Here is a 22,933-nt window from a genome sequence, read left to right as displayed (position 1 = left end):
GGCCTTCGCCGGGACGACGACGCTAGGGCCAGAGGTGAAAAGTGACTGAAGAAGCAAGCGATCCGCGCGAACAAGTGTTGGCCACCGTGGCCAAGCTGCCCAATCTGCCGGGCGTCTACCGGTACTTCGACGCCGAGGACAAGGTCCTCTACGTCGGCAAGGCGCGCGACCTGAAAAAGCGCGTGTCCAGCTACTTCCAGAAAAACCTCAGCAGCCCGCGTATCGCCATGATGGTCGAGCGCATCGCGCGCCTGGAAACCACCGTCACGCACAGCGAGGCGGAAGCGCTGATCCTCGAGAACAACCTGATCAAGGCCCTGAGCCCGCGCTACAACATCCTGTTCCGCGACGATAAATCCTATCCCTACCTGAAGATCACCGGCGGCGACGCGCCGCGCATGGTCTACTACCGCGGTTCGGTCGACAAGAAAAACCAGTACTTCGGGCCTTTCCCCAGCTCGTGGGCGGTCAAGGAATCGATGCAGATCCTGCAGAAGGTATTCCAGATCCGCACCTGCGAGGAAAGCGTGTTCGCCAACCGCACCCGCCCATGCCTGCTGAACCAGATCGGCCGCTGCAGCGGGCCGTGCGTGAACCTGATCTCAAGGGAAGACTACCTGCTCGACGTGGAAAACGCCGCGCGCTTCCTGCGCGGCCGCCAGTCCGAAGTGCTGGAAGACCTGGAAAAGAAAATGCACGCCTACGCGGCCGATTTGAAATTCGAGCAGGCGGCGGCGGTGCGCAACCAGATCCAGTCGCTGTCGCGCGTGCTGCACCAGCAAAGCATGGAAACCACCGGCGACGCCGACGTCGACATCATCGCCGTGCTGGTGCAGGGCGGGCGCGCCTGCGTCAACCTGGCCATGGTGCGCGGTGGCCGCCACCTGGGCGACCGCGCCTACTTCCCGACCCACGTCGGCGACGCCGAGGCGATCGCGGAGAACGCGATCGAGGTCGAAGTGCTGGCCGCCTTCCTGGCGCAGCACTACGCCGATAAATTCATCCCCGGCACCCTGATCCTGAACATCGAATTCGACCACCCGGCGCTGATCCAGGCCTTGCAGGAGCAGTGTGGCCATCGCATCAACCTGGTGTTCCAGCCGCAGGACCAGCGCCGCAAATGGCTGGAGCTGGCGCAGAAGGGCGCCGAGATCTCGCTGGCGCGGCTGCTGTCGGAGCAGGGCTCGCAGCAATCGCGCACGCGCGCTCTGGTCGAGGCGCTGCAGCTGGAAGTGGAGGATCTCGACACCCTGCGCGTGGAGTGCTTCGACATCTCGCACACCCAGGGCGAGGCCACCCAGGCATCGTGCGTGGTGTTCCATCACCATCAGATGCAGAACGGCGAATACCGCCGCTACAACATCAACGACATCACCCCGGGCGACGATTACGCCGCCATGCGCCAGGTGCTGTACCGCCGCTACGAGAAAGTCGCCAACGGCGACGGCGTCATGCCGGACGTGGTGCTGATCGACGGCGGCAAGGGCCAGATCGAAATGGCGCGCCAGGTGTTTGCCGAACTGGGACTGGACATCAGCCTGATCGTCGGCGTGGCCAAGGGGGAGGGGCGGCGCGTCGGCCTGGAGACACTGATGTTCGTCGACGGCCGGCCGTCGCAGGAACTGGGCAAGGAATCGGCTGCGCTGATGCTGGTGGCGCAGATCCGCGACGAGGCGCACCGCTTCGCCATCACCGGCATGCGCGCCAAGCGCGCCAAGACCCGCCAGACCTCGCGCCTGGAGGAGATCGAGGGCATCGGCGCCAAGCGCCGTCAGCGTCTGCTGGCCCGCTTCGGCGGCTTGCGCGGCGTGATGAGCGCCAGCGTGGAGGACCTCAAGACGGTGGAGGGCATCTCCAGCGCCCTGGCCGAGGAGATCTACAAACAGTTGCATTAAGCTCCGGTGGCCTCTGCGGTGCTGGTTTAAAGCGCGGGGGCAAGGTAGACTAGCGGCGCATTACAAATTTTCAAGCCCGCACTTTATTTTGAGCTTATGCCTTTCAATATTCCGATTCTGTTGACCTGGTTGCGCGTCGCGCTGATTCCGCTGGTGGTGGGGGTGTACTACCTGCCCACCACCGTCCTGCCGGTGGCGGACCAGAATCTGGCGGCCACGCTGGTGTTCATCGTGGCGGCGGTGACCGACTGGTTCGACGGCTTCCTGGCGCGCCGCTGGAATCAGACCTCGGCCTTCGGCGCCTTCCTCGACCCGGTGGCGGACAAGCTGATGGTGGCGGGCGCCTTGCTGGTGCTGGTGCAGCTGGATCGGGCCAACGCCGTCATGTCCTTCATCATCATCGGCCGCGAGATCGCCATTTCGGCGCTGCGCGAGTGGATGGCGCAGATCGGCGCCTCCAAATCGGTGGCGGTCAGCTCGCTGGGCAAGATCAAGACCACGGCGCAGATGACGGCCATCCCGCTGCTGCTGTTCCATGACGTGCTGTGGGGCGCGCTGGACAGCCAGTTCTGGGGCGCGCGCCTGCTGGAGGTGGCGGCCGTGCTGACCGTGTGGTCGATGTTCTACTACCTGCGTCTGGCCTGGCCATTGATCAAGGAAAAATCCGGCCAGCTGTAATGGAATAAACAATATTTTCATTTGGCATTGACAGGCTCTGTAGAACCTCTATAATGCTGGCCTGTTGTTGATGACGACGAAGCAAAGCGGGAGTAGCTCAGTTGGTAGAGCGCAACCTTGCCAAGGTTGAGGTCGAGAGTTCGAGACTCTTCTCCCGCTCCAGGCGACGTCATCGAAAACAAGTAGTACTAGCAAAAACAACAGTCACCTGTTATGATGCTGGACTCGAAATGCGGGAGTAGCTCAGTTGGTAGAGCGCAACCTTGCCAAGGTTGAGGTCGAGAGTTCGAGACTCTTCTCCCGCTCCAGTTTCTCCGGGAACTAGAGCAAAGTAGTAAAAGTGGTAACACTCCATGCGGGAGTAGCTCAGTTGGTAGAGCGCAACCTTGCCAAGGTTGAGGTCGAGAGTTCGAGACTCTTCTCCCGCTCCAGAATTTCGGATTGCAGCGCGTAACCAGCTGTTATCTCGTAGTAAATGTTTCCTCTGGCGAGGTAGCAAAGCGGTTATGCAGCGGCCTGCAAAGCCGTCTAGGTCGGTTCGACTCCGATCCTCGCCTCCAAAGCTCCTAAGCGGGAGTAGCTCAGTTGGTAGAGCGCAACCTTGCCAAGGTTGAGGTCGAGAGTTCGAGACTCTTCTCCCGCTCCAAAATGTAGAAGGGCAGCCCAGCGGGCTGCCCTTTTTGCTTTCGCAAGCGCTAGGGCTCGCCCAAATCCGACGTTGCTCTCACCCGCCGCACGCAGGACTGGGCATCGCAAGATCCTTCAGAATTTCGCATTCTTTTACGAGTACCGTGTTTTGGCAGCGGGAGCGCAGTCGAACTAACTCGGTCTGCAATGTCTGCAGCTCGCTCATCTTGCGCTGGATCTCAGCGATGTGCTCGTCTAATAACTCGTTCACACCACAGCAGGGCTGCTCCGGATCATCCTGGAGCGCCAGCAGCGACTGCACTTCATCGAGTGACATATCCAGTCCTCGGCAGCGGCGGATGAAGGTTAGCCGCTCCACGTGGGCGCTGCCGTAAAGCCGGTAGTTGCCTGCCGACCGCGTCGGCGCATCGAGCAAGCCGCGCTGTTCATAGTATCGAATGGTCTCTGCTTGGCAGCCACTGCGGATTGCTAGCTCGCCTATTTTCAAATTCGCCACAGTTTCCCCTTGACCTTGTAGTAGCTACAAGGATTCTAATGCAGTTTTGAACAGGGGGTTGTCATGGCTGATTGTTGCTCCGGCTCTTGTGAGTCCGGCCGCGCACCCGACCCGCGCTATCGCAAAGTCCTGTGGATCGCACTAATTATCAACGCTGGCATGTTTCTGGTTGAGGCTATTGCTAGCTTGCAGTCACATTCTGCGTCGCTGCTGGCTGACTCTGCGGATTTCCTGGGGGACGCCGCCAACTACGGTGTTTCACTGTTCGTACTGGGAATGGCGGCCGTGTGGCGTAGCCGCGCGGCGTATGCCAAGGGCCTGGTCATGGGAACATTTGGAATGATAGTGCTGGTTCGCGCGTTATGGGCTGGCGTCGGCGGAAATACGCCGGCAGCGGAAACGATGGGCGCGGTGGGCGCCCTGGCATTTGCCGCCAATGGCGTCGTGGCTTGGCTGCTGTATGCCTTCCGCGAGGGCGATGCCAACATGCGCTCGGTCTGGCTCTGCACGCGCAACGACATGATCGGCAACCTCGCCGTCTTGCTCGCCGCGCTGGGCGTGTTCGGTACCGGCAGGGCTTGGCCGGACGTTGTGGTGGCCTCGATTATGGCGATCTTGGGACTGACCTCGGCGCGCGAGGTGATCGGTCGCGCCCGAGAAGAAATGCGCAGCTTAGAAAAACAACATGCGTGATATTTCCGGATGCCTAGCCCGGCGCCGTGCGGATGGATCTGCGGCGTATCAGTAGATAGACCGCTGGCACGACCAACATAGACAATAGGGGCGCCGTGATCATGCCCCCCACCATCGGTGCCGCGATACGCTGCATGACCTCGGAGCCGGTTCCGGAGCCGATCATGACCGGCACCAGCCCGGCGATGATGACGGCGACCGTCATCGCTTTCGGTCGCACACGCAGCACAGCTCCCTCGCGGATGGCGTCAAGCAGGTCGGCCTCGCTTGTAGCAGCCTTTTGCAACCGGGCTTCCCACGCGTGTTTCAGGTAAAGCAGCATGATCACGCCAAATTCGGCCGACACGCCCGCGAGGGCGATGAAGCCCACGCCGCTGGCGACCGACAGGTTGTGCCCTAACGCCCACAGCAACCAGATGCCGCCGGCCAGCGCAAATGGCAGTGTCGCCATGATCAGCGCCGCCTCGTCGACACGCCCGAAGGTCAGATACAGCAGCACGAAGATGATGAGCAGGGTCGTCGGCACGACGATTTTGAGCTTGGCGGTGGCGCGTTCCAGGTATTCGAATTGCCCGGACCATGACACAGAGTAGCCGGCTGGCAGAACGACCTTTTTGGCGACCAGCTGCTGCATCTCACGCACTGCGGAGCTCAGATCGCGCCCCCGGATGTCAACGTACACCCAACCCGACAGGCGTGCGTTCTCGCTCTTGAGCATGGGCGGCCCGTCGTCGATCCGGATCGTGGCCACGTCGCCGAGTCGAATCAGCGCGCCACGCTCGGTCAGGACTGGAAGCTCGCGCAATTTCTCCACCGAGTCGCGCGCCTCGCGTGGATAGCGCACATTGATCGGAAAGCGCTGCAAACCCTCGACAGTCTCGCCAACGTTGTCGCCGCCGATCGCGCTCGACACGATGCTTTGCACGTCGGCGATATTCAGGCCGTAGCGCGCCGCCGCGTCGCGGTCGATACGGATATCGACGTAGCGACCGCCGTTGAGCCGTTCGGCCAGCGCCGACGAGACGCCCTGCACATGCTTGACGACGCGTTCGATTTCGCCGGTGACGCGGTCGATCTCCCGCAGGTCCGTGCCGGCAACCTTCACGCCGACCGGGCTCTTGATGCCGGTGGCCAGCATGTCGATGCGGTTGCGAATCGGCGGCACCCAGATATTGGACAGTCCCGGCACCTTGACGATGCGGTCCAGTTCTTCGACCAGCTTATCGGTGGTCATGCCGGGCCGCCATTGGTCGCGCGGCTTGAACTGGATGGTCGTCTCGAACATCTCCAGCGGTGCCGGATCGGTGGCCGACTCGGCCCGTCCCGCCTTGCCGAACACGGTTTGCACTTCCGGTACGGTTTTGATCAAACGATCGGTCTGCTGAAGCAGCTGCGCCACTTTGCCGACGCCGATGCCGGGCAAGGCGGAAGGCATGTACAGCAGGTCGCCTTCATCCAGCGGTGGCAGGAACTCTCCGCCCAGGCGCGACATCGGCCAGATCGTCAGGAGCGCGATCACAGCGGCCGTGACCAGCGTGGCTTTCGGATGGCGCAGCACGATTTCCAGCAACGGCCGATAAAGCGCGATCAACCAGCGGTTCAACGGGTTTTTCTGCTCATCCGGGATGCGCCCCCGGATCAGGTAGCCCATTAACACCGGGATCAGCGTCACCGCCAAGCCGGCCGCCGCCGCCATCGAATAGGTCTTGGTGAAGGCCAGAGGCGCGAACAGACGACCCTCCTGCGCCTCTAACGTAAATACGGGTATGAAGGAGAGTACGATGATCAGCAGCGAGAAGAACAGGGCAGGGCCGACTTCGGCCGCAGCGTCGCCGATCACCTTCCAATGGGCGTCTCCGGTCAGCTTCTGGCCGGGATGCGCATGATTCCATGACTCTATGTGCTTGTGGGCGTTCTCGATCATCACAACCGCAGCATCCACCATGGCGCCGATGGCGATCGCAATCCCGCCCAAGGACATGATGTTGGCGTTCACGCCTTGGTAATGCATCACGATGTAAGCGATCAGTATGCCCAGCGGCAGCGATACGATGGCCACCAGTGCCGAGCGAATATGAAACAGGAAGATCGCGCAGACCAGCGCCACGACGATGAACTCCTCGATCAGCTTATGCTCCAGATTGTTGACCGCGCGTTTGATCAGATTGGAGCGGTCGTACACCGGGACGATCTCAACGCCGGGAGGCAGGCTCGATTTCAATGTGGCCAGCTTGGTCTTGACGGCTTCGATGGTGTCCAAGGCGTTCTTCCCGGAGCGCATGACGATCACGCCGCCGGCGACTTCACCTTCGCCATCAAGGTCCGCAATCCCGCGCCGCATCTCCGGTCCCAGTTCCACGCGGGCGACATCGCCCAGGCGTACCGATACCCCGGCACTTGTGGTCATCAACGGAATTTTGCGGAAGTCGTCGAGCGACTGTAGATAGCCTGAAGCGCGCACCATGTATTCGGCCTCGCCCAGCTCCATCACCGCGCCGCCGCTTTCCTGATTGGCGCGCTGTACCGCCTCGATCACTTTGCCGTGCGGGATGGCATAGGCGCGCAGCTTGGCGGGATCAAGCACGATCTGGTATTGGCGCACCATGCCGCCCACGCTGGCCACCTCGGAAACGTTGGGTAACGCTTTCAGCTCGAACTTCAGGAACCAGTCCTGCAAGGCGCGTAGCTGCGAAAGGTCAAGCTTGCCGCTGCGGTCGACCAGCGCGTACTCGTAAATCCAGCCCACGCCGGTGGCGTCGGGGCCAAGCGCTGTCTTGGCCTGCGCGGGCAGACGCGATTGCACCTGGTTCAGGTATTCAAGCACGCGCGACCTGGCCCAGTAGGGATCGGTGCCGTCCTCAAACAGGGTGTAGACGAACGAGTCGCCGAAGAAGGAGTAGCCTCGCACTGTCTTCGCGCCGGGCACAGAGAGCATGGTAGTGGTCAGCGGATAGGTCACCTGGTTCTCGACGATCTGCGGCGCCTGGCCCGGATAAGTGGTGCGGATGATCACCTGCACATCGGATAAATCCGGAATCGCGTCGAGCGGCGTGCGCGTCAGCGACCATAGCCCCCAGCCAGCGATGAAGACAGTGGCCAGCAAGACCAAGAAGCGGTTGGCAATCGACCAGCGGATCAGCTTTGCAATCATTTCTTCGCTCCCGTCGGCGCCGCAGGCATTTTCATGCCGCTCATGGACTTATCAGCGACTGGCGAAATCGCGACGATCTCGAAGCCGCCGCCCTGACTCGGCTTGAAGTCAAAGGCCACCTGGTCGCCCACAGCGACACTGCGGGGCAGGCCCGAAGGTGGCGTCTTGAAGCCCATCGTCATTTCGCCCCACTGGAGGCTGGAGATCGGGCCATGGGAAATGGTGACCTCGTCCGTGCCGATACGTTCGACCTTGCCCTGACCGTGATGGATTGACGCCGATGTAGCCCCTGCGGGCTGCGTGTCACCCATGCGGCTCGTCGTGCCCTTCAGGCTGGCCTCGGAATCGAGCAGGAACTGGCCCGACAGAACAATCTTTTGGCCGGCGCTCAATCCCCTGCGAATCTCGGTCTGTCCATTACTTTCACTACCGATTTCGACATCGACCGGCTGGAACTTGCCACCGTCCTGCGCCAGTATCACGACGCTGCGCGCGCCGGTCTGGATCACCGCCTCAGATGGCACCAGCAATACGTCGGCGCCTCCATTGGATGCGAAGGTAATTGTGGCGAACATGCCGGGAACCATTTGCCCACCTGGATTGGCCAATTCGATACGCGCCTTGAGCGTGCGCGTCGCGCTATCCACCTCCGGTAACAACGTGCCGACTTTTCCTTTGAAAACGCTTCCCGGCAGTGCAGGCGAGCGTGCTTCGACGGCGTCGCCAGGGCGCACTTTGGCTGCCGCGTTCTCGGGGACCTCCGCGTTCACCCAGATCGTGGAAAGGCCGTTGATGCGAAACAGCTGCGCTCCGGACGCCACGGTCATGCCTTCGCGGGCGCCAAGCTCCGAGACCACGCCGCTAACGGGCGCCGATATGATGACGCGCGGATGCACCTTGCCGCTCGATTCGACCAGCCGGATCTGCCCGTCGGTCATGCCAGCCAGGCGCATACGCTGGCGCGCTCCATCGACCAAAGAGGCGGTGTCGCCGCCTTGCATGCGGCGGGCCGCGAGGAATTCCTCCTGTGCCGCGATCCAATCGGGAATATACAACTCGGCCAACGGCTGTCCCCGCTTGACGGGATCGAGCGCGGCGCGCACATACAGGCGCTCGATAAATCCATTGCTGCGGGCCTGCACCAGCGCCACATCGCGCTCGTTGTACGCGACGCTGCCAACCGCGACCACAGCAGACGGCAGTTGGCCGGCCGTGACAACGGCGGTACGGATGCCCAAATTCTGCTGGATGCGCGGGCTGATGCTGACGGAGCCGTTGTCAGCATCGCCGTCGGCGTAGACCGGCACCAACTGCATGTCCATGAATGGCGATTTGCCGGGTTTGTCGAACTTCTGCCCCGGCACCATCGGGTCGTGCCAATAGAGCGGCTTCTTACCGGTAGCGCCGGCAGGCGGTGCCGCGTTGTCATGTTCTGGCGCCGACCGCATGCCTTGATGGACGCCAAACTGATAGATGCCGTGTCCGCTGGCCACGATGGCGAAGGCGCCGATCGCCGAGAGGATGTTCTTGTTTTTCATTTGGCTTCCTGATGGCTGTTGGCGGCGGAGTGCTCGATAGCGCCGCCTTCGGGAAAGAGAAAATTCAGCTGTGCCCACAGGCGTGCTGTCTCCAGCGCCACCTCGAGCGACTGGAGGCGGACATCAACTTCGCCGCGCCGCGTGGCCAGCACTTCTGCCAAGGTCGCTTTTCCGCCGCGATAGGCTGCCAACACTGCCTGACTGCGCTCGGCGGCCAGCGGCAATGACTCGCGGGTATATCGGGCCAGCCGCTCCCGGCCACTCTGCCAGGCGATGATCAGGCTGCGGGTCTCTGCAACATGCTCGCGCAGCATTTCATCGCGCTCGGCTTTTGTCTGCTCGACCAAGGCGAGCTTGGCGGCAAGTTCACGATCCTGGCGGTTCTTCCGGTCCCATTGCAGCGGTACCGAAATACCCACCGACACCATGTTCGAGTAGGCGGAGCCACGCTGCTGGAACGCGACTTCGACGCTCCAGTCTGCGCGCTGATTCGCTCGTGCCAGATTGGCATCGGCTTGCGCGATATTTTCCTGCTTGTTCAAGACCGCGATCTCGGGATGATGGGCCAGAGCGGTATCGAGCGATGCTGGATCCAGGCGTATGCGATCGAGATCCGGCTCGCCGGCGACCGGTGTTTCTTCACCAGTCCATCGCGCCAGCATGGTACGGGCGGCACGCTGGCGGCGCGTGATCTCGCTGGCGCGGTCATCAAGGGCGAGCAGGGCGGCGCGGGCCGCGAGGATATCGGCCGAGTTCCCGCGCCCGCCCCGGTAGGCGGTTTCGGCGGCCTCGATTTCCTGGCGCGACACGCTCGCCTGGGCGGAGACCGCACCGGCCATCTGTTCCGTGTAAAACACCTCCAGCCAGGCGATGGCGGTGTCGCGCTGAATCGTTGCCAGCGTCACGTCCTTTTGTGCCAGCGCTTTATCGCCTTCGATCTGATAGCGGGCTGAACGCCAATGCAGTTTGTCGGCGCGGGTCAGTTCCTGCGAGACGCCGATGCGGCGCATGGTCATGAAGTCGTTGCCGAGGCTGAGGCGGTCAGGACCGCTCACAGGCAGATTGTCAACGCCGACCTTCAGCACCGGATCGGGCCGTTGGCCGGCGACGATCGCCATCTCATTCGCGGCGCCGATGGCCTGATTTTGCGCTGCCAATTGGCGAGAGCGGGCGACCGCCCGTTGCTGGGCTTCGCCGAGAGTCAGGGGCTGGGGCGCCGCTAATGCGTCATGAACCGTCACAAGCAGCGATAGGGTAAGCATGGCCTTCGGTATGAGCCGATGGCCGGAAATTCGCGCGCCGAAACGCGCGCAAAGCGGGAATAGCATGATATCTCCAGGATGCGATAGACAACACCGCGCGCGCAAGCGGCGGGCGGTGACGGACTAAGCGATGTGGAGTATTAAATGCGGAAACAGCAGTGGCGTATTGCTATGGGGGGAGCGGTGGCGCGGGATAGAGCCACGGGTACCTGATGAGAATTTACATGAACGATGACGGCATCAGTAAGTTGCAAGCTCAAAAGCAGTTCGGCCTGCACAAAAGGCGGCACGTCGGGCATCGGCGTCTTGTCGAGCGACTGTTTGGAGGCGACATCGTGTCCATACAGGTGGCAAAGCCCAGGTTGCGTCGCATCCATGCCCTGACAGTTAGGCATGTCGACAGCCATCGTGCCCGCAGCCTTGGTAACGCTGGAACCTCCCATCTGCTGGCCTGGGCAAACGTAGGACGCCACAGCGAACTGCATATACAGTAGGCTGATGATCGCGACGATTGCCGTCAGAACGCGTGAGGGACGGGAGATTTTCATTAATCGGTGTTAATTGTATCTTTACTCATCTCAATGGAGGATGACCAGCCATTGTTGTCAGCAGTTTAGAGCTTACCATAGGAGGAAGGTCAATGCGACTCCGATCCTCGCCCCCATAAATTCAAAGACTTACGTTCAATTGAGCTGTCTCAAACGCAGTGTAAACCACACGAAAAACGTGGTAGACCGCGTGTGAGACGGCCTATTTGCCGTTGATCGTTTGCCGTGCGAGTTCTATGCTCGCTTCATGACCTCCTTCAAAAAACTCCCCCTTGTGCGTAAAGATAACGACGACCAAGACCATGGTGATGGCGGCAGCTTCAAAGGCGAGCTGCGCGGCAACGACACGCACCAGTCCAGGACAGATCCCGAGTCTCGCCAAAGGTAATACGGCCAGTGAGCTGCGCTACATGAGCCACACCCTGAGCGATAACCGGCACGGCCTCATCGCCAATGCCATGGTGACGGCATCAAGAGCTAAGGGCCGCTGAATCCGAGGGATATTTCAGCAGCCTGCTAAGCCTCTCTAAGAAGACGTTTCAAAATGAATGCCCCTGAGTTGGCGCGCGCGGCGACACCGAGACATGCTCCGTTACAAAAAAGATCCAAGTTTGCAATATTTCGAAATATGCATTATTTCTTTGGCATGTAGGATGAGAAATCCATTCCCCAGCCTACTTCCGATGAAGGATTACCATGCCACTGACCTCTGCCGACTTCAACTTGCAAGGCGCCACAGCGGACGATATCGCAAAATTTAACCTGGCTTTGAATTATCTTTCGCAGAGTCCAGAGGCTCTCAGCGCCCTGAACGCCAGCGTCGGACTGACGATCAACATCGTTCACAATGGTAACGACAGTTATGGCATGCCAGGCGTATCGTGGGACCCAAATTCCGGCTTGGCGGTATCCAACAATGGCGTGGTCGGCGTGCAGTCCGCAGCGCTTGGATTGGCGCATGAAATCGCTCACTCCATGGATCCGAACCTTACCGCTACTTCCGCCGAGAGCGAGGCGTACGCAACGCAGAAAGAAACGGTCATCGCCAACCAGCTAGGCGAGCCAACGCGTGATGCCTACACCAGCGAAAATGGTACCGTCACCCTGACCAATTCGACCGAACACACGAGTTGATCGCCATGCCCGCGCACCATTTACCGATGTTCTAAAACTTAAAAGGTGAAATGATGAGGACATTAATTTCGACCTGGTTGGCCGCCACGTTCTTCGTGTTGCTCGCCCCTCCCGCCTTGGCGGACCGCGCGGCGTATCGCGGGATACTGGACCTGAAGAAGACCTCGGATACGTTATCCGTCGAGCATCACCACGACTGGAGCACGCCAACGCACCTGTCCTCCTTGCGGGCTGTCGATCGGACGTCGGGCAAGGAACTGTTCGACAAGGCAGTCCCCGCCATCACCTACCTCTGGATCTCAGCGGATTCACAGTACATCGTCGGGCTGTCGAATATCAAGTATCTGAACCAGTATCAACTAATCGTGCTATCGCGTTCCGGACGGGAATTGCTGAAGCAGGACATCAGCACGCTGGACTGGGCGCAATCGACGGCCAGCGTGACGAACTGGCTTAACTGGTACAAGACGCCGGCACCGAGGATCGCGCTTGACGAGTCCACCCACACCTTGCGGGTCGAGGACGCCGGCGGCGTGATGCGATCGTTCCAGCTCTAAAGCAAAAGGCCACATTTTTTGCAATGGCTGACGATAAAGACGAGTCCGCCGCCATTTCGGTCGTTTCGCGCCCTGTCAAACCTCAGCAATAGCTGGCGTAGATCGACACGCTGGGCGGCGCCACCGATGGGAAGCGCGCTATCGGCAGGCTGGACAGCGCGATCAGGCCAAACAAGGTGATGAAGATCGCCACCACCCACGCGAACACGGGGCGGCGTATGAAAAACTGCGACATGAGCTCTGGTCCTTATCGTTGTGCGGAGCGCGCGGGCGGCTTCCACAAATGCTGTTTCGCATGCAATCCTTCCTGCAAGCGCTCCTGACCCTCGACCACCAGCGTCTCGCCGGCACGCAGACCGCTGCGCACCAGGTAGTGGTGATTGATGACTTCGCCCACGGCGACTTCGCGCTGGCTGGCCTTGCCGGTTTTGTCCAGCGTCCAGACCGTCGGGTTGCCGTCGGCGCGGCGTTGCACCGCCTGCTGCGGCACCAGCAGCGCCTGGTCCGGATCGGCGCGGGTGATGCGGGCGCGCACGAACATCCCCGGCAGCAGCGTGCGGTCTTTGTTGTCGACCAGCATGCGGACGGTGACGTCGCCGGTGCCGGCGTCGACGTTCAGGTCGCTGAACAGCAGCCTGGCCGCCGCCTGATAGGGCTGGCCGTCGGGCGACAGGATCACCACCGTCCGGCTGCCGGCCGTGCGCAGCGCGTGCGGCGAGGCCAGCATGGAGGCCGGCTGGCGCACGTCGACATACACCTTGTCGATTTGCATGATGCGCGCCATCGGGTTGGCGTCGGACTGGCCGACCAGAGCGCCCTCGGACACCAGTTCCTGGCCGATACGCCCGGCAATCGGCGCCTGCACGGTGGCGAAGGACAGGTCGAGCCGCTTGCGCTCCAGCGTGGCGCGCGCCTGCGCGACGTTGGCGGCGGCCAGGTCGCGCTCGGAGACGGCGTCGTCGTAGGTCTGGCGGCTGATGGCGTCCGCGCCGATCAGCGGCTGCAGACCCTCGGCCTGGCGCTCGGCGCGCGCCAGCGTCGCCACCGCGTGCTGCAGCGACGCGGCGGCGGCATCGAATTCCGCCTTCAGCGGCGCCGGGTCCAGCTGGAACAGCTTTTGGCCGGCGCGCACCTCGGCGCCTTGTTCGAACCACCGGCGCCGTACGATGCCGCCGACTTGCGGCCGGATGTCGGCCGTGCGGTAAGCCGTGACGCGGCCGGGCAGTTCATCGGTGAGGGTCACCGGGCTGAGTTCAACCGGCAGTACGGTGACGACAGGGGGCGGCGGCTCGGTGGCCGCCTGTTCCGTTTGGCCCGAGCAAGCCGCCAGCATGAGCGCGGCTGTCATCAGCGGCCAGTACCTGAGATCCATATTCCTCCCCCTTCAAATAAAAGGCGATGTTACTTGCCGGGTTTTGCGGTCCTATGGCGGTAGTGTGGAGATTGTGTGGAGGGGGGGGGCGACTCCATTTGAGGCGGCTTTGATATACGAAAACGCAATAGCTTGTGTGAAAAGCATCATACCAGTCACATGATTGACGTTGATAGACTTTACTGGCGCACATTATTAGTTCAACTGGTTTTAGGGCAATCAAGTATTTCAATCGTCGGGAGGAGACGGGCGCGGAGGCGCCGAATCGAACAATTCGTACCTGTTGAGGCACTACTTCATAAAAACTATTAAGGGAGACGTAGCTATGCGAAACGGTAATAGAAAAATGATTAAAAAAACGGTCTTGGCCAAAGCGTGCGCGCTCGCAATGGCAGGGCCATTGGCCGCGCACGCGCAAGAGGGCGCCGCCGCCAAGGCAAGCGAGGACGCGAATAGCTCGAACACCGTGGTCGTCACGGGGCAGCGGGCAGCGTTGAAGTCGGCGCGCGATCTCAAGCAGGACTCGAATCAGATAGTCGATTCGATCCAGGCAACCGATATCGGCAAGCTGCCGGACGTGAATACCGTCGAGTCGTTGCAGCGTGTCGCCGGGGTGCAGATCCAGCGTCGCTATGGTGAGGGGGGCACGGATTACGACCATCGCACCGAGCCCGCGATCACGATCCGCGGCATCACACAGGTCCGCAACCTGATCGACGGACGCGACTTTTTTACCGCCAACGGCGGTCGGGCGCCGGATCTGGAAGGGCTTCCTTCTGAACTCATGGCCGGGGTTGACGTCTATAAGAACGCGGCCTCCAACTTGATCGAAGGTGGTGTCGGCGGCGTGGTCAACATTCGCACGCGACTGCCATTCGACTCGAAGGAAGACATCAACGTTATTACGCTCAAGTCTAATTACTACGACCGGATTCGCAAGTCCTCACCGGCGGGGTCGGGGCTTTTGAGCCGGCGCTTCGACACCGGTGCCGGCCGCATGGGCATCCTGGTGAATGCGACGGTAAGTGAGACCTACTATCGCCAGGATGCGGTTCTGCAACAGCAGCAGCACTGTCTTACCGCAACGGTTGGGAAATGCTCGAACGACCCGACCCAAGTCCCCTCGGCGGCCAAGGTCGCGGCCTTCAATTCGATGCCAAACAAGGGGGCTCTGTCGGAACTCTATGTGCCGACTTCCTTCGAGATGTACCAGGACTCAGGCAGCCGAAAGCGCGAGGGTGTGGCGCTCGCCTACCAATGGCAGGTGAACGACGACATGCTGTTCACGGCGCAAAATCTCTATTCGAACTATAAGTTTATCCGTCGCGGGGAATACATCTACGGCGACGACAAGAACAGTGACCCGCGCGCGGCGGCCGGTTCCACATGGACTTGGGGCGCGGATGGCAGCGCCACGAGCGGCACCCTGGCGTCGCAAATTTTCTCTTCCTCGCGGTTTGACCAGGAAGTGCGCAACCGCACCAACTTATCCGCCGTGAACCTTAAGTGGCGCATCTCGGACAAGCTCAAGTCCAAGACTGATTTCGCTTATGAAAGCGCCGCCTACGAGGCCGACCGCAACGGCGACTCGATCAAGCTGTACGATAACGAAAACAGAAGCGTCGCCAATATTCCCAATCTCAACCTGGCCTTCGACGTGCGCGGCAAGATCCCCGTGTTTTCCATCGTTGATCCGGCCAACCCGAGCAACCCGTACGCACGTTTTGGCGATCCGAAGAATTGGAATTATGAGTGGCTTGCCAATGCGATCGACCGCGACAAGCTGCACATGTCGGCTCTCAGCCAGGATTTCGACTACGACGTTGGCGATCATTTCTTTAGCAAGCTGCACGCCGGCGTTCGCCTGGCCGACACCAAGGTGCTATTGCGGGGCAACTGGAACAACACCGGCGTCTGTAATGATACGGGCACCAACCCTAGCTGGGGAGCGTGCCCGCTTATTCCGGTGGCTCAGCATCCGAATCTCGCCTACGCCGGGCCTGCCAGCAACTTCATGAAGCCGGGCATTGGTTTCCCTGTCGCCGTGTTCCCCGAGTACGCCGATCCCAACTCAAGCGTTTTCAATCGCACCGTCCAGACTTACGCGCAGTTATTCGCCGGGAAGCCAAATTCGTATACCTTCTCTACGTCGTTTGCCCCAGGGGACATCAATGAGCAACATGAAAAGACGCGGTCCCTGTTCCTGACGGGCGACTTCGGCGCAGACGTATTCGGCTACGCCCTCGATGGCACCGCCGGGGTTCGATTTGTCAGGACCGATCAGACTTCGATTGGCTATGTCCAGGATAGCGCCGGGTCACACGCGGCCGTTCTCAATAATCGCTACTCGAATGTACTCCCCAGCCTCAACACGCGCCTGCACCTGAACGACGAGTTGCAGATCCGCTTTGGCTATGGCAAGACGATGACGCGGCCAAACTTTAGCGATATGGCCGCCCATGTCCAGCTGAATCCGAACATCCCCTCGCAGTACGACGCCAACGGACGCCCCACCGGCAGTTCCGGTAATCCGTTCTTGCAGCCCATGACCGCGACTTCGTATGACTTGACGGCGGAAGATTATTGGGGCACCGCCAATATGGCGTTCCTGGGTGTATTCAAGAAGGATATCAAGGGTTACCAGGCCAGCGGCATCCAAGCGATGAACTTCGGTGGCGTCGTGTACGATATCGGCACCAGCATTAATCTGGGTGAGGGAACGGTAAAAGGCATTGAGGCTGGCTTCACGCAATTCTTTGATTTCCTTCCCGACCCGTTCAAAGGCTTTGGCGTGCAGGCCAACTATACCTATGTCGACTCAAAAGTTGAGCTCAGTCCTGGGTCCCTTGTCCCCTTGCCGAAGCTGTCCAAGAACAGCTACAACCTGATCGCGCTCTATGAACAGGGCCCGATCCAGGCCCGTATCGCGTACAACTGGCGTTCCGCTTACCTTGACCAAATCAATGGTAGTGGTGTGTTCGGTGCAAACCAGTATGCGGCACCCTATTCGTCGCTCGATGCCTCGGTGAGCTATCAGATTAACAAGGTCTTCACGTTGTCAGCGGACGCCGTTAATCTGAAAAACTCTATGTACCATACGTACGTCACGCGCCCCTCGGGCGGTTTGTTGTGGCAACTCAACGACCGTCGATATAGCGTGGCCCTGAAAGCGAGCTTCTAGCATCGCGCGGGTTACCCCGCGCAAAGCTGGCATGAGCGAACGCGCCGCGCGTCTTTCCGCGGCGCGTTTTTTTCAGCCTTGTGAGGGTAAGCAATCAGAACAAGCCGCCATGCGGTCGAAGGAGGGGATGTGATGGTAAAGGATAAATGGATTACTAAAGTTGTGATCCTTGGCGGCGGTACCGCCGGATGGATGACAGCGGCCGCGTTGTCCCACACATTTGGTCAGGCCGTCGAGATCAGCGTGGTCGAGTCGGACGTCATAGGCACGGTGGGTGTTGGAGAGGCGACGATCCCGCCAATCCGCGCGTTTCATCAAATGATAGGCGTTGATGAGGCCGAGTTCATGCGCGCCACTGGGGCGACGTTCAAACTCGGTATTGAATTTCGCGGCTGGCTGAATGAACGTTCGACGTATTTCCACCCCTTTGGCGTGTATGGGGTGGAGCGCGACATCGGCTACTTCTTCCAGTACTGGCTGCGCTTGAAGGAGCAGGGGCAGGTTCCTGACTTTTCCGAGTTCTCGCTAGGTACCCTGGCCGCTCGCGGCAACGTATTCGCGCCCGCGTCTGAACGGCCGGGCGATCCGCTGCAGCATCTTCAGTCCGCCTATCATTTCGACGCCGGCCGCTATGCGAAATATTTGAAGGGTCTCTGCCTGGCGCGCGGGGTGCGGCACAAGATTGGCGACATGCTGGCGGCGGAACGTGACGCCGAGAATGGGCATATCACGAGTCTGAAGCTCAAGTCGGGCGAGCTTGTTTCGGGTGACTTGTTTATCGACTGCTCCGGCATGCGTGCCATGCTGATTGGGCAGGAGCTGGGTGTCGAATATGAGGACTGGTCGCGTTGGTTGCCGATGAATCGCGCGTGCGCGGTGCCTTGTGAGCGGAAGCTGGCGCTGAATCCCTACACGATATCCACGGCCCGGCCTTTTGGTTGGCAGTGGCGGATACCTTTGCAACATCGCGTTGGCAACGGTGTGGTGTATTCGAGCGAATTCGCCACCGATGAAGCGGCGGAGCGGTGCCTGTTGGACGGATTGGAGGGAACGCCGCTGGCACCGGTTAACCGCATCAGGTTCACAGCGGGAAGGCGTAGAACGCCCTGGCACAAGAACGTGGTGTCGATCGGGCTTGCCAGCGGGTTTCTTGAACCGCTGGAGTCCACCAGCATTCAATTTATTCAATCCAGCATCCAGCGGCTCATCCGCTATTTTCCGGATGCGGATTTTTCTCCGGTGTGCGCGCAGGCGTTCAACCGGGACACCATGCGGGAGATCGAAAATGTCAGAGACTTCCTCATCCTGCATTACCACGCCACGGAACGCGACGACTCGGAATTATGGCGCTACGTAAAAGCCATGCCGATACCAGACAGCCTGCGGGAGAGAATCGAGCTGTTCCGCGAGCGTGGACAATTGAACCTCGCCGCTGAAGAACTGTTCCAAAGCACATCGTGGCATTCGGTCCTTCTGGGGCAGGGGATTCGACCTAGGACTTACATGCCGACGATGGCCCTGCAAGACGACAAGGTGCTCGCGGCGGCGTACGGCAATCTCGCGCGCAACTTTAAACAAATCGTCTCGCGGCTCTCGGATCATGCCACCTACATCAAAGAAAAGAAGCTTACCTCGATAGAGGGGCAGCCATGATCTTCCGTATCGTATTAGTGGCGCTGTGTTTCCTGCAAATCGGCGCGCATGCGGAGGACAAGGACGAAAAGCCGGCGCAGGTGTCCGTCGTTGTGAATGTCGACCGGCGCCATCCGGGGTCGCCGTTTGAAGGATGGGGAACCGCTCTGAGCTGGTTTGCCCATGTCACAGGGAGATTCGCCGAGCCCCAGCGCACCCAGTTGGCCGACTTGCTCTATGGACGGGACGGTCTTGCGCTGAATATCGCGCGGTACAACATTGGCGGCGGTAATGCGCCCGAGACACCTTCGTATCTGCGCCCCGGTGGCGATGTTCCCGGATTCTGGCGCAAGCCGGCTGGGCAATCCGGGACAGACTGGAATCCGGACTCCGCGGATGCCTGGGACTGGTCTGCGGATACAGGGCAGCGCTGGTGGCTTGACGCGATCAAAGCGCGGGTAGCGCCGCAAGAATTGATTTTTGAGGCGTTTTCAAACTCTCCGCCATACTTCATGACCCGCAGTGGTTTGGTCTCCGGTAACGTCGATGGGTTGGAGGACAACCTGATTCCAGGTTTTGAAGTTAAATTTTCCAGGTATCTGGCGCGGGTAACAGCGGAGCTTGAGCGGCGGCATGGCATTCGTTTTAGAACACTGTCTCCGGTCAATGAACCCAATACGCCCTATTGGTTTTCCAAGAACACCCAGGAAGGCGCCCATTGGTCGCCGCAAGCGCAGTCGCGAATGTTTATTGCGCTGGCTCAGGTGTTGAGCGAATACGGAATGCGGACCGAAATTTCTGGGCCGGACGAAACCAATCCGCAGACGTTCTTCGTTGATTGGGCCGGTTTATCAGCCGATGCGAAAGCTGTCATCCGACAAATCAACGTCCATAGCTACGAATGGATCGGGAAAAGTGGGGTGAGGGATATTGCGGAAGCGTCCGGAAAACGGTTGTGGATGTCGGAAGTCGATCTATCGCCCAGCAATGTGCGTGAAGACATCAACGACATGCGTCCAGCCATTGCGCTGGCCCAGCAGATCGTTACCGACATCCACAGCATGAACCCCCGTGCCTGGGTTCTATGGCAAGCGATAGAAAACAAGTCTTCTCCGGACCCAAAGAGCAGCTCGAACTGGGGATTAATCAAGGCTGACTTCTCAAATCTGGCACGGCCGGAATATCAGCTCACGAAGAAATTCTGGGCGTTTGCTCATTTCACCAAATTCGTCAGGCCGGGCTATCGGTTCCTGAAATCAGATCACCCGGATGCGTTAGTGGCGGAAAATCCGAAAACGAATGAAGTCGTCATGGTGGTGGTCAATCCAGGCATCATTTCGCGGACGCTGGACATCCGGCTGCCAGACACAAAACGCGGCCAATGGACATGCAAGACTTTTATTACGGAGGCAAAAGAAAGCTTCGCGACGCTGAAACCGGCATCATGCGCCGCTGGCTTATCCGTGCATTCGCGCCCTATGTCCGTGGTGACTATCGTTGCGACGCCCCGAAAATAGGATGTTATTTGCTCCCGCGTCAAAATGCGTGACTGATGCCGACGCTGGTGCCGCGATTGCCGCTGCCCGCTTCGCTCGCGTTGCCGATCGTGTAGCCGGCGCCATTCCGGTTGTCGATGCGGGCATGCACGGCGTACACGCTGGTGCGCCTGGACAAGGTATAGCGGTAGCCGACCGCCAGCTGGCTGGCGTCCTGGTTCAGCGCTGTCCGGTCATCCTTGTGGATGTAGGACGCGAGCACGGTGTGCGGCCCGAACGGCACCGTCAAGCCCGCCAGGATGTCGCGGCTGTTGGTCGATGCCAGCGGCGCCGTGGCGCGGCCGAACGGATTGGCGGTGTTGCGCAGCACCGAACTGTTCAGGCCTTGATTGGCGCTGTACAGGAGGTGCGCCTGGAGGCCGCCAAAGTCATAGACGGCCGCCACCACCGCGTTGCGGGCGTTCTCGGTGTTTTTCACCGTGGCGGTGTCGTTGTTGCGGTTGTGGTAACCGGCGCGCAGCTGCAGCGGTCCGGCCACGTAGGCGAGCGCGCCGCCGAACTGGCGGCCGGCCGCGCTGTCGCCCGAGACCTCGCCCGGCGCGGCCGCGAGCTCCAGGCTCACGCCGGCCACCGTCGGCGACTGGTATTTGACGGCGTTGTCCATCCGGCTGAACGAGTTGCCGCTGGTCGCGACGATGTTCTTGCTGTCCGCGACATAACCCGACCCGAACGGATCGGCAAGTGCCACCACGCGATATTGCGGCGTGTATTGACGACCGATCAGTACCGTGCCGAAATTCCCGCTCAGGCCGACGTAGGCCTGCCGTCCGAACAGCAGCCCGCCTTGCCCCATGATGCCGGTGTCGCCCTGGAAACCGCTCTCCAGGACGAACACGGCGGACAGTCCGTCTCCGAGGTCTTCGCTGCCTTTGAAGCCAAGGCGCGATCCCACGCTGACGCCGCTGGTCAGTTTGGTCGCCGCGCCGCCGGCGCCGCCGGCCTCGCGTACGACCGCCATGTCGATCAAGCCGTAGGGAATGACGGCGCTCTGGGCGTGGACGGTCGCGCCGCTGGCGGCCGTGGCCGCGCCGAGCAGCCCGATCAGAAGGCGCCGGTGTTTGGTGTGGGTGTTCATCAGGTCTCCTTTTTTTTCTGAATCGATCGCCGCAGGCAAAGCCGGTCCCGCCTCCGCGCGGGACGCGGAGGATTCGGCTCGTGTGTGCGGGAAGGGGGAAGGTTTAGCGGTCGACGATCTGCTTCGGCACCAGCAACAGCAGGCAGGCGCCCAGCAGCAAGGCGGCCGAGGTCAGCATCAGCCCGGCGCCTTGCTTGCCGGTCACGTCGTTGAGCCAGCCCACCAGCGAAGGCGAGAAGAAGCCGGCCAGGTTGGCGATGCAGTTGATGGTGGCGATGCCGGCCGCCGCCGTCATGCCGCCCAGGAAGGCGGTCGGCAGGGTCCAGAACTGCGAGGTGCCGCTGATCGCGCCCGCCGCCGCCGCGCTCAGCAGGACCAGCGCCATGCCGACGCCCTCGGTGAAGGGCAGGGCGAGCAGGGCGGCGGCGGCCACCAGCATGGGCACGCCGCAGTGCAGGCGCCGGGCGCGGGTGCGGTCGGCGCTGCGGCCTATCATTGGCAGGCAGGCCAGCGCCACGCCGTACGGGATCGCCGCCAGCAGGCCGACCATGCCGGCGCTGCCCACCCCGGCGTTCTTGACGATGGCCGGCAGCCAGAAGGTGATGCCGTACTGGCCCATCACGATGCAGAAGTAGATCGCGGTCAGCAGCCACAGGCGGCGGTCGGCCAGGAAGGCGGCGGCCGAATGGTGGGCCACCTTGTCGGCGTTCTCGCTGGCGAGATTGCGCTGCAGCACGCGCTTCTCCTCGGGCGTCAGCCACGAGGCCGCCTCCACGCTGTCGTCCAGGTAGAACAGGATAGCGATGCCCAGCAGTATCGAGGGCAGCGCCTCCAGCGCGAACAGCCATTGCCAGCCCTTCAGGCCGTACACCCCCGAGAAGGCCTCGAGGATCCATCCCGACAGCGGCGCGCCGACGATGCTCGCCAGCGGGATCGCCATGAAGAACAGCGACATGACCTTGGCGCGGCGCGCCTGCGGAAACCAGTAGGTGATGTAGAGGATGACGCCCGGCGCGAAACCGGCCTCGGCCACGCCCAGCAGGAAGCGCAGCACGTAAAACAGCGTGGGCGACTGGACCAGGCTGAAGCTGGCCGAGATGAGCGCCCAGGTGATCATGATGCGCGCCAGCCAGCGGCGCGCGCCGAAGCGATGCAGGATCAGGTTGCTCGGCACCTCGAACAGGAAGTAGCCGAGGAAGAAGATGCCGGCGCCCAGGCCGTACACGGTGTCGCTCCAACGCAGGTCGCTCAGCATCTGCAGCTTGGCGAAGCCGACGTTGACGCGGTCCAGGTAGGCGGCCAGGTAGCACAGCATGAGGAAGGGTACCAGCCTGCGCGTGACCTTGGCATAGGTGCGCGCTTCGAAGTCGCTGGCGCCGGCGCCGATCGCCGTGGCGCCGGCCGCCGGGGGTAACACGGAAGGTGATTTCATTGTTGTCTCCAGATTATTCTCGTTTTATTCGCGGCCGCCCCCGGGTCTTGATGCCCTTGATGGGGGGATGCCGCGCGTTCGGATG

16 protein-coding genes, 5 tRNA genes and 2 pseudogenes are annotated in these 22,933 nt (G+C 61.0%); 14 read left to right on the top strand and 9 right to left on the bottom strand.

What is annotated here, in order from left to right:
- Positions 1-41: 41 nt before the first annotated feature.
- The 7 genes from uvrC to FHW83_RS01365 all read left to right on the top strand — a co-directional run bounded on the left by uvrC (position 42) and on the right by FHW83_RS01365 (position 3,219).
- A complete protein-coding gene (uvrC, locus tag FHW83_RS01395; RefSeq protein WP_176644579.1) occupies positions 42-1,895 on the top strand; it encodes an excinuclease ABC subunit UvrC in 1,854 nt (617 codons plus the stop codon).
- Positions 1,896-1,991: 96 nt separating this feature from the next.
- A complete protein-coding gene (pgsA, locus tag FHW83_RS01390; protein ID WP_176644578.1) occupies positions 1,992-2,573 on the top strand; it encodes a CDP-diacylglycerol--glycerol-3-phosphate 3-phosphatidyltransferase in 582 nt (193 codons plus the stop codon).
- Positions 2,574-2,659: 86 nt separating this feature from the next.
- Positions 2,660-2,735: transfer RNA gene (locus FHW83_RS01385), tRNA-Gly, on the top strand.
- Between the two features lie 70 nt (positions 2,736-2,805).
- A tRNA-Gly gene (locus tag FHW83_RS01380) sits at positions 2,806-2,881 on the top strand.
- A gap of 47 nt (positions 2,882-2,928) precedes the next feature.
- Positions 2,929-3,004 (top strand) — tRNA-Gly (locus FHW83_RS01375).
- A gap of 55 nt (positions 3,005-3,059) precedes the next feature.
- Positions 3,060-3,133, top strand: a tRNA-Cys gene (locus FHW83_RS01370).
- 10 nt (positions 3,134-3,143) lie between these two features.
- Positions 3,144-3,219, top strand: a tRNA-Gly gene (locus tag FHW83_RS01365).
- Positions 3,220-3,297: 78 nt separating this feature from the next.
- Here the strand turns inward: FHW83_RS01365 and cadR are convergent.
- Complete coding sequence (gene cadR / locus FHW83_RS01360; protein ID WP_176644954.1) at positions 3,298-3,708, bottom strand: Cd(II)/Pb(II)-responsive transcriptional regulator; 411 nt, start codon at positions 3,706-3,708, stop codon at positions 3,298-3,300.
- 72 nt (positions 3,709-3,780) lie between these two features.
- Here cadR and FHW83_RS01355 point away from each other — a divergent pair, with 72 nt between their 5' ends.
- Complete coding sequence (locus FHW83_RS01355) at positions 3,781-4,410, top strand: cation transporter (RefSeq protein ID WP_176644577.1); 630 nt, start codon at positions 3,781-3,783, stop codon at positions 4,408-4,410.
- 13 nt (positions 4,411-4,423) lie between these two features.
- Here FHW83_RS01355 and FHW83_RS01350 read toward each other — a convergent pair whose 3' ends face one another.
- The 4 genes from FHW83_RS01350 to FHW83_RS01335 all read right to left on the bottom strand — a co-directional run bounded on the left by FHW83_RS01350 (position 4,424) and on the right by FHW83_RS01335 (position 10,909).
- The gene (locus tag FHW83_RS01350) at positions 4,424-7,561 is read right to left on the bottom strand and encodes an efflux RND transporter permease subunit (protein ID WP_176644576.1); all 3,138 of its coding nucleotides are present in this window, start codon (positions 7,559-7,561) and stop codon (positions 4,424-4,426) included.
- Complete coding sequence (locus tag FHW83_RS01345; protein ID WP_176644575.1) at positions 7,558-9,099, bottom strand: efflux RND transporter periplasmic adaptor subunit; 1,542 nt, start codon at positions 9,097-9,099, stop codon at positions 7,558-7,560. The genes FHW83_RS01350 and FHW83_RS01345 overlap by 4 nt, the downstream gene beginning before the upstream one ends.
- Positions 9,096-10,427, bottom strand: coding sequence for a TolC family protein (locus tag FHW83_RS01340; protein ID WP_229223970.1), 1,332 nt, complete (start codon positions 10,425-10,427; stop codon positions 9,096-9,098). Before FHW83_RS01340 ends, FHW83_RS01345 begins: the two co-directional genes overlap by 4 nt.
- 74 nt (positions 10,428-10,501) lie before the next feature.
- Entirely contained in the window at positions 10,502-10,909 is a 408-nt protein-coding gene (locus FHW83_RS01335) for a hypothetical protein (RefSeq protein WP_176644574.1), read from the bottom strand.
- 274 nt (positions 10,910-11,183) lie between these two features.
- Here FHW83_RS01335 and FHW83_RS01330 point away from each other — a divergent pair.
- The 3 genes and pseudogenes from FHW83_RS01330 to FHW83_RS01320 all read left to right on the top strand — a co-directional run.
- Positions 11,184-11,376, top strand: a pseudogene (locus tag FHW83_RS01330) (IS5/IS1182 family transposase); the annotation flags it as partial.
- Between the two features lie 229 nt (positions 11,377-11,605).
- Positions 11,606-12,043 carry a hypothetical protein gene (locus FHW83_RS01325; protein ID WP_176644573.1) on the top strand — a complete coding sequence of 146 codons (438 nt, stop codon included), beginning with the start codon at positions 11,606-11,608 and terminating at the stop codon, positions 12,041-12,043.
- A gap of 50 nt (positions 12,044-12,093) precedes the next feature.
- Positions 12,094-12,600: a hypothetical protein gene (locus FHW83_RS01320; RefSeq protein WP_176644572.1), complete on the top strand. Its 507-nt coding sequence runs from the start codon at positions 12,094-12,096 to the stop codon at positions 12,598-12,600.
- 88 nt (positions 12,601-12,688) lie between these two features.
- Here the strand turns inward: FHW83_RS01320 and FHW83_RS01315 are convergent.
- Together FHW83_RS01315 and FHW83_RS01310 are read right to left on the bottom strand one after the other, a co-directional pair.
- A pseudogene (locus FHW83_RS01315) lies at positions 12,689-12,835 on the bottom strand (efflux RND transporter permease subunit); the annotation flags it as partial.
- Between the two features lie 12 nt (positions 12,836-12,847).
- A complete protein-coding gene (locus FHW83_RS01310; protein ID WP_176644570.1) occupies positions 12,848-13,972 on the bottom strand; it encodes an efflux RND transporter periplasmic adaptor subunit in 1,125 nt (374 codons plus the stop codon).
- 325 nt (positions 13,973-14,297) lie between these two features.
- Here FHW83_RS01310 and FHW83_RS01305 point away from each other — a divergent pair, with 325 nt between their 5' ends.
- The 3 genes from FHW83_RS01305 (at position 14,298) to FHW83_RS01295 (ending at position 20,302) form a co-directional block, all read left to right on the top strand.
- Entirely contained in the window at positions 14,298-17,153 is a 2,856-nt protein-coding gene (locus tag FHW83_RS01305) for a TonB-dependent receptor (protein WP_176644569.1), read from the top strand.
- 132 nt (positions 17,154-17,285) lie between these two features.
- On the top strand, positions 17,286-18,806 hold the full coding sequence (locus FHW83_RS01300; RefSeq protein ID WP_176644568.1) for a tryptophan halogenase family protein: 1,521 nt from the start codon (positions 17,286-17,288) through the stop codon (positions 18,804-18,806).
- Positions 18,803-20,302 carry a glycoside hydrolase gene (locus FHW83_RS01295; protein WP_176644567.1) on the top strand — a complete coding sequence of 500 codons (1,500 nt, stop codon included), beginning with the start codon at positions 18,803-18,805 and terminating at the stop codon, positions 20,300-20,302. The genes FHW83_RS01300 and FHW83_RS01295 overlap by 4 nt, the downstream gene beginning before the upstream one ends.
- A 19-nt stretch (positions 20,303-20,321) precedes the next feature.
- Here FHW83_RS01295 and FHW83_RS01290 read toward each other — a convergent pair whose 3' ends face one another.
- Together FHW83_RS01290 and FHW83_RS01285 are read right to left on the bottom strand one after the other, a co-directional pair.
- Positions 20,322-21,416 (bottom strand): porin, encoded by a 1,095-nt coding sequence (locus FHW83_RS01290; protein WP_176644566.1) that lies wholly within the window; start codon positions 21,414-21,416, stop codon positions 20,322-20,324.
- A gap of 103 nt (positions 21,417-21,519) precedes the next feature.
- Positions 21,520-22,848: an MFS transporter gene (locus FHW83_RS01285; protein WP_176644565.1), complete on the bottom strand. Its 1,329-nt coding sequence runs from the start codon at positions 22,846-22,848 to the stop codon at positions 21,520-21,522.
- Positions 22,849-22,933 lie beyond the last annotated feature (85 nt).

It is taken from the genome of Duganella sp. SG902, from assembly GCF_013376005.1.
Lineage (GTDB): Bacteria > Pseudomonadota > Gammaproteobacteria > Burkholderiales > Burkholderiaceae_D > Rugamonas.
This window is presented reverse-complemented; position numbering and strand designations above follow the sequence as displayed.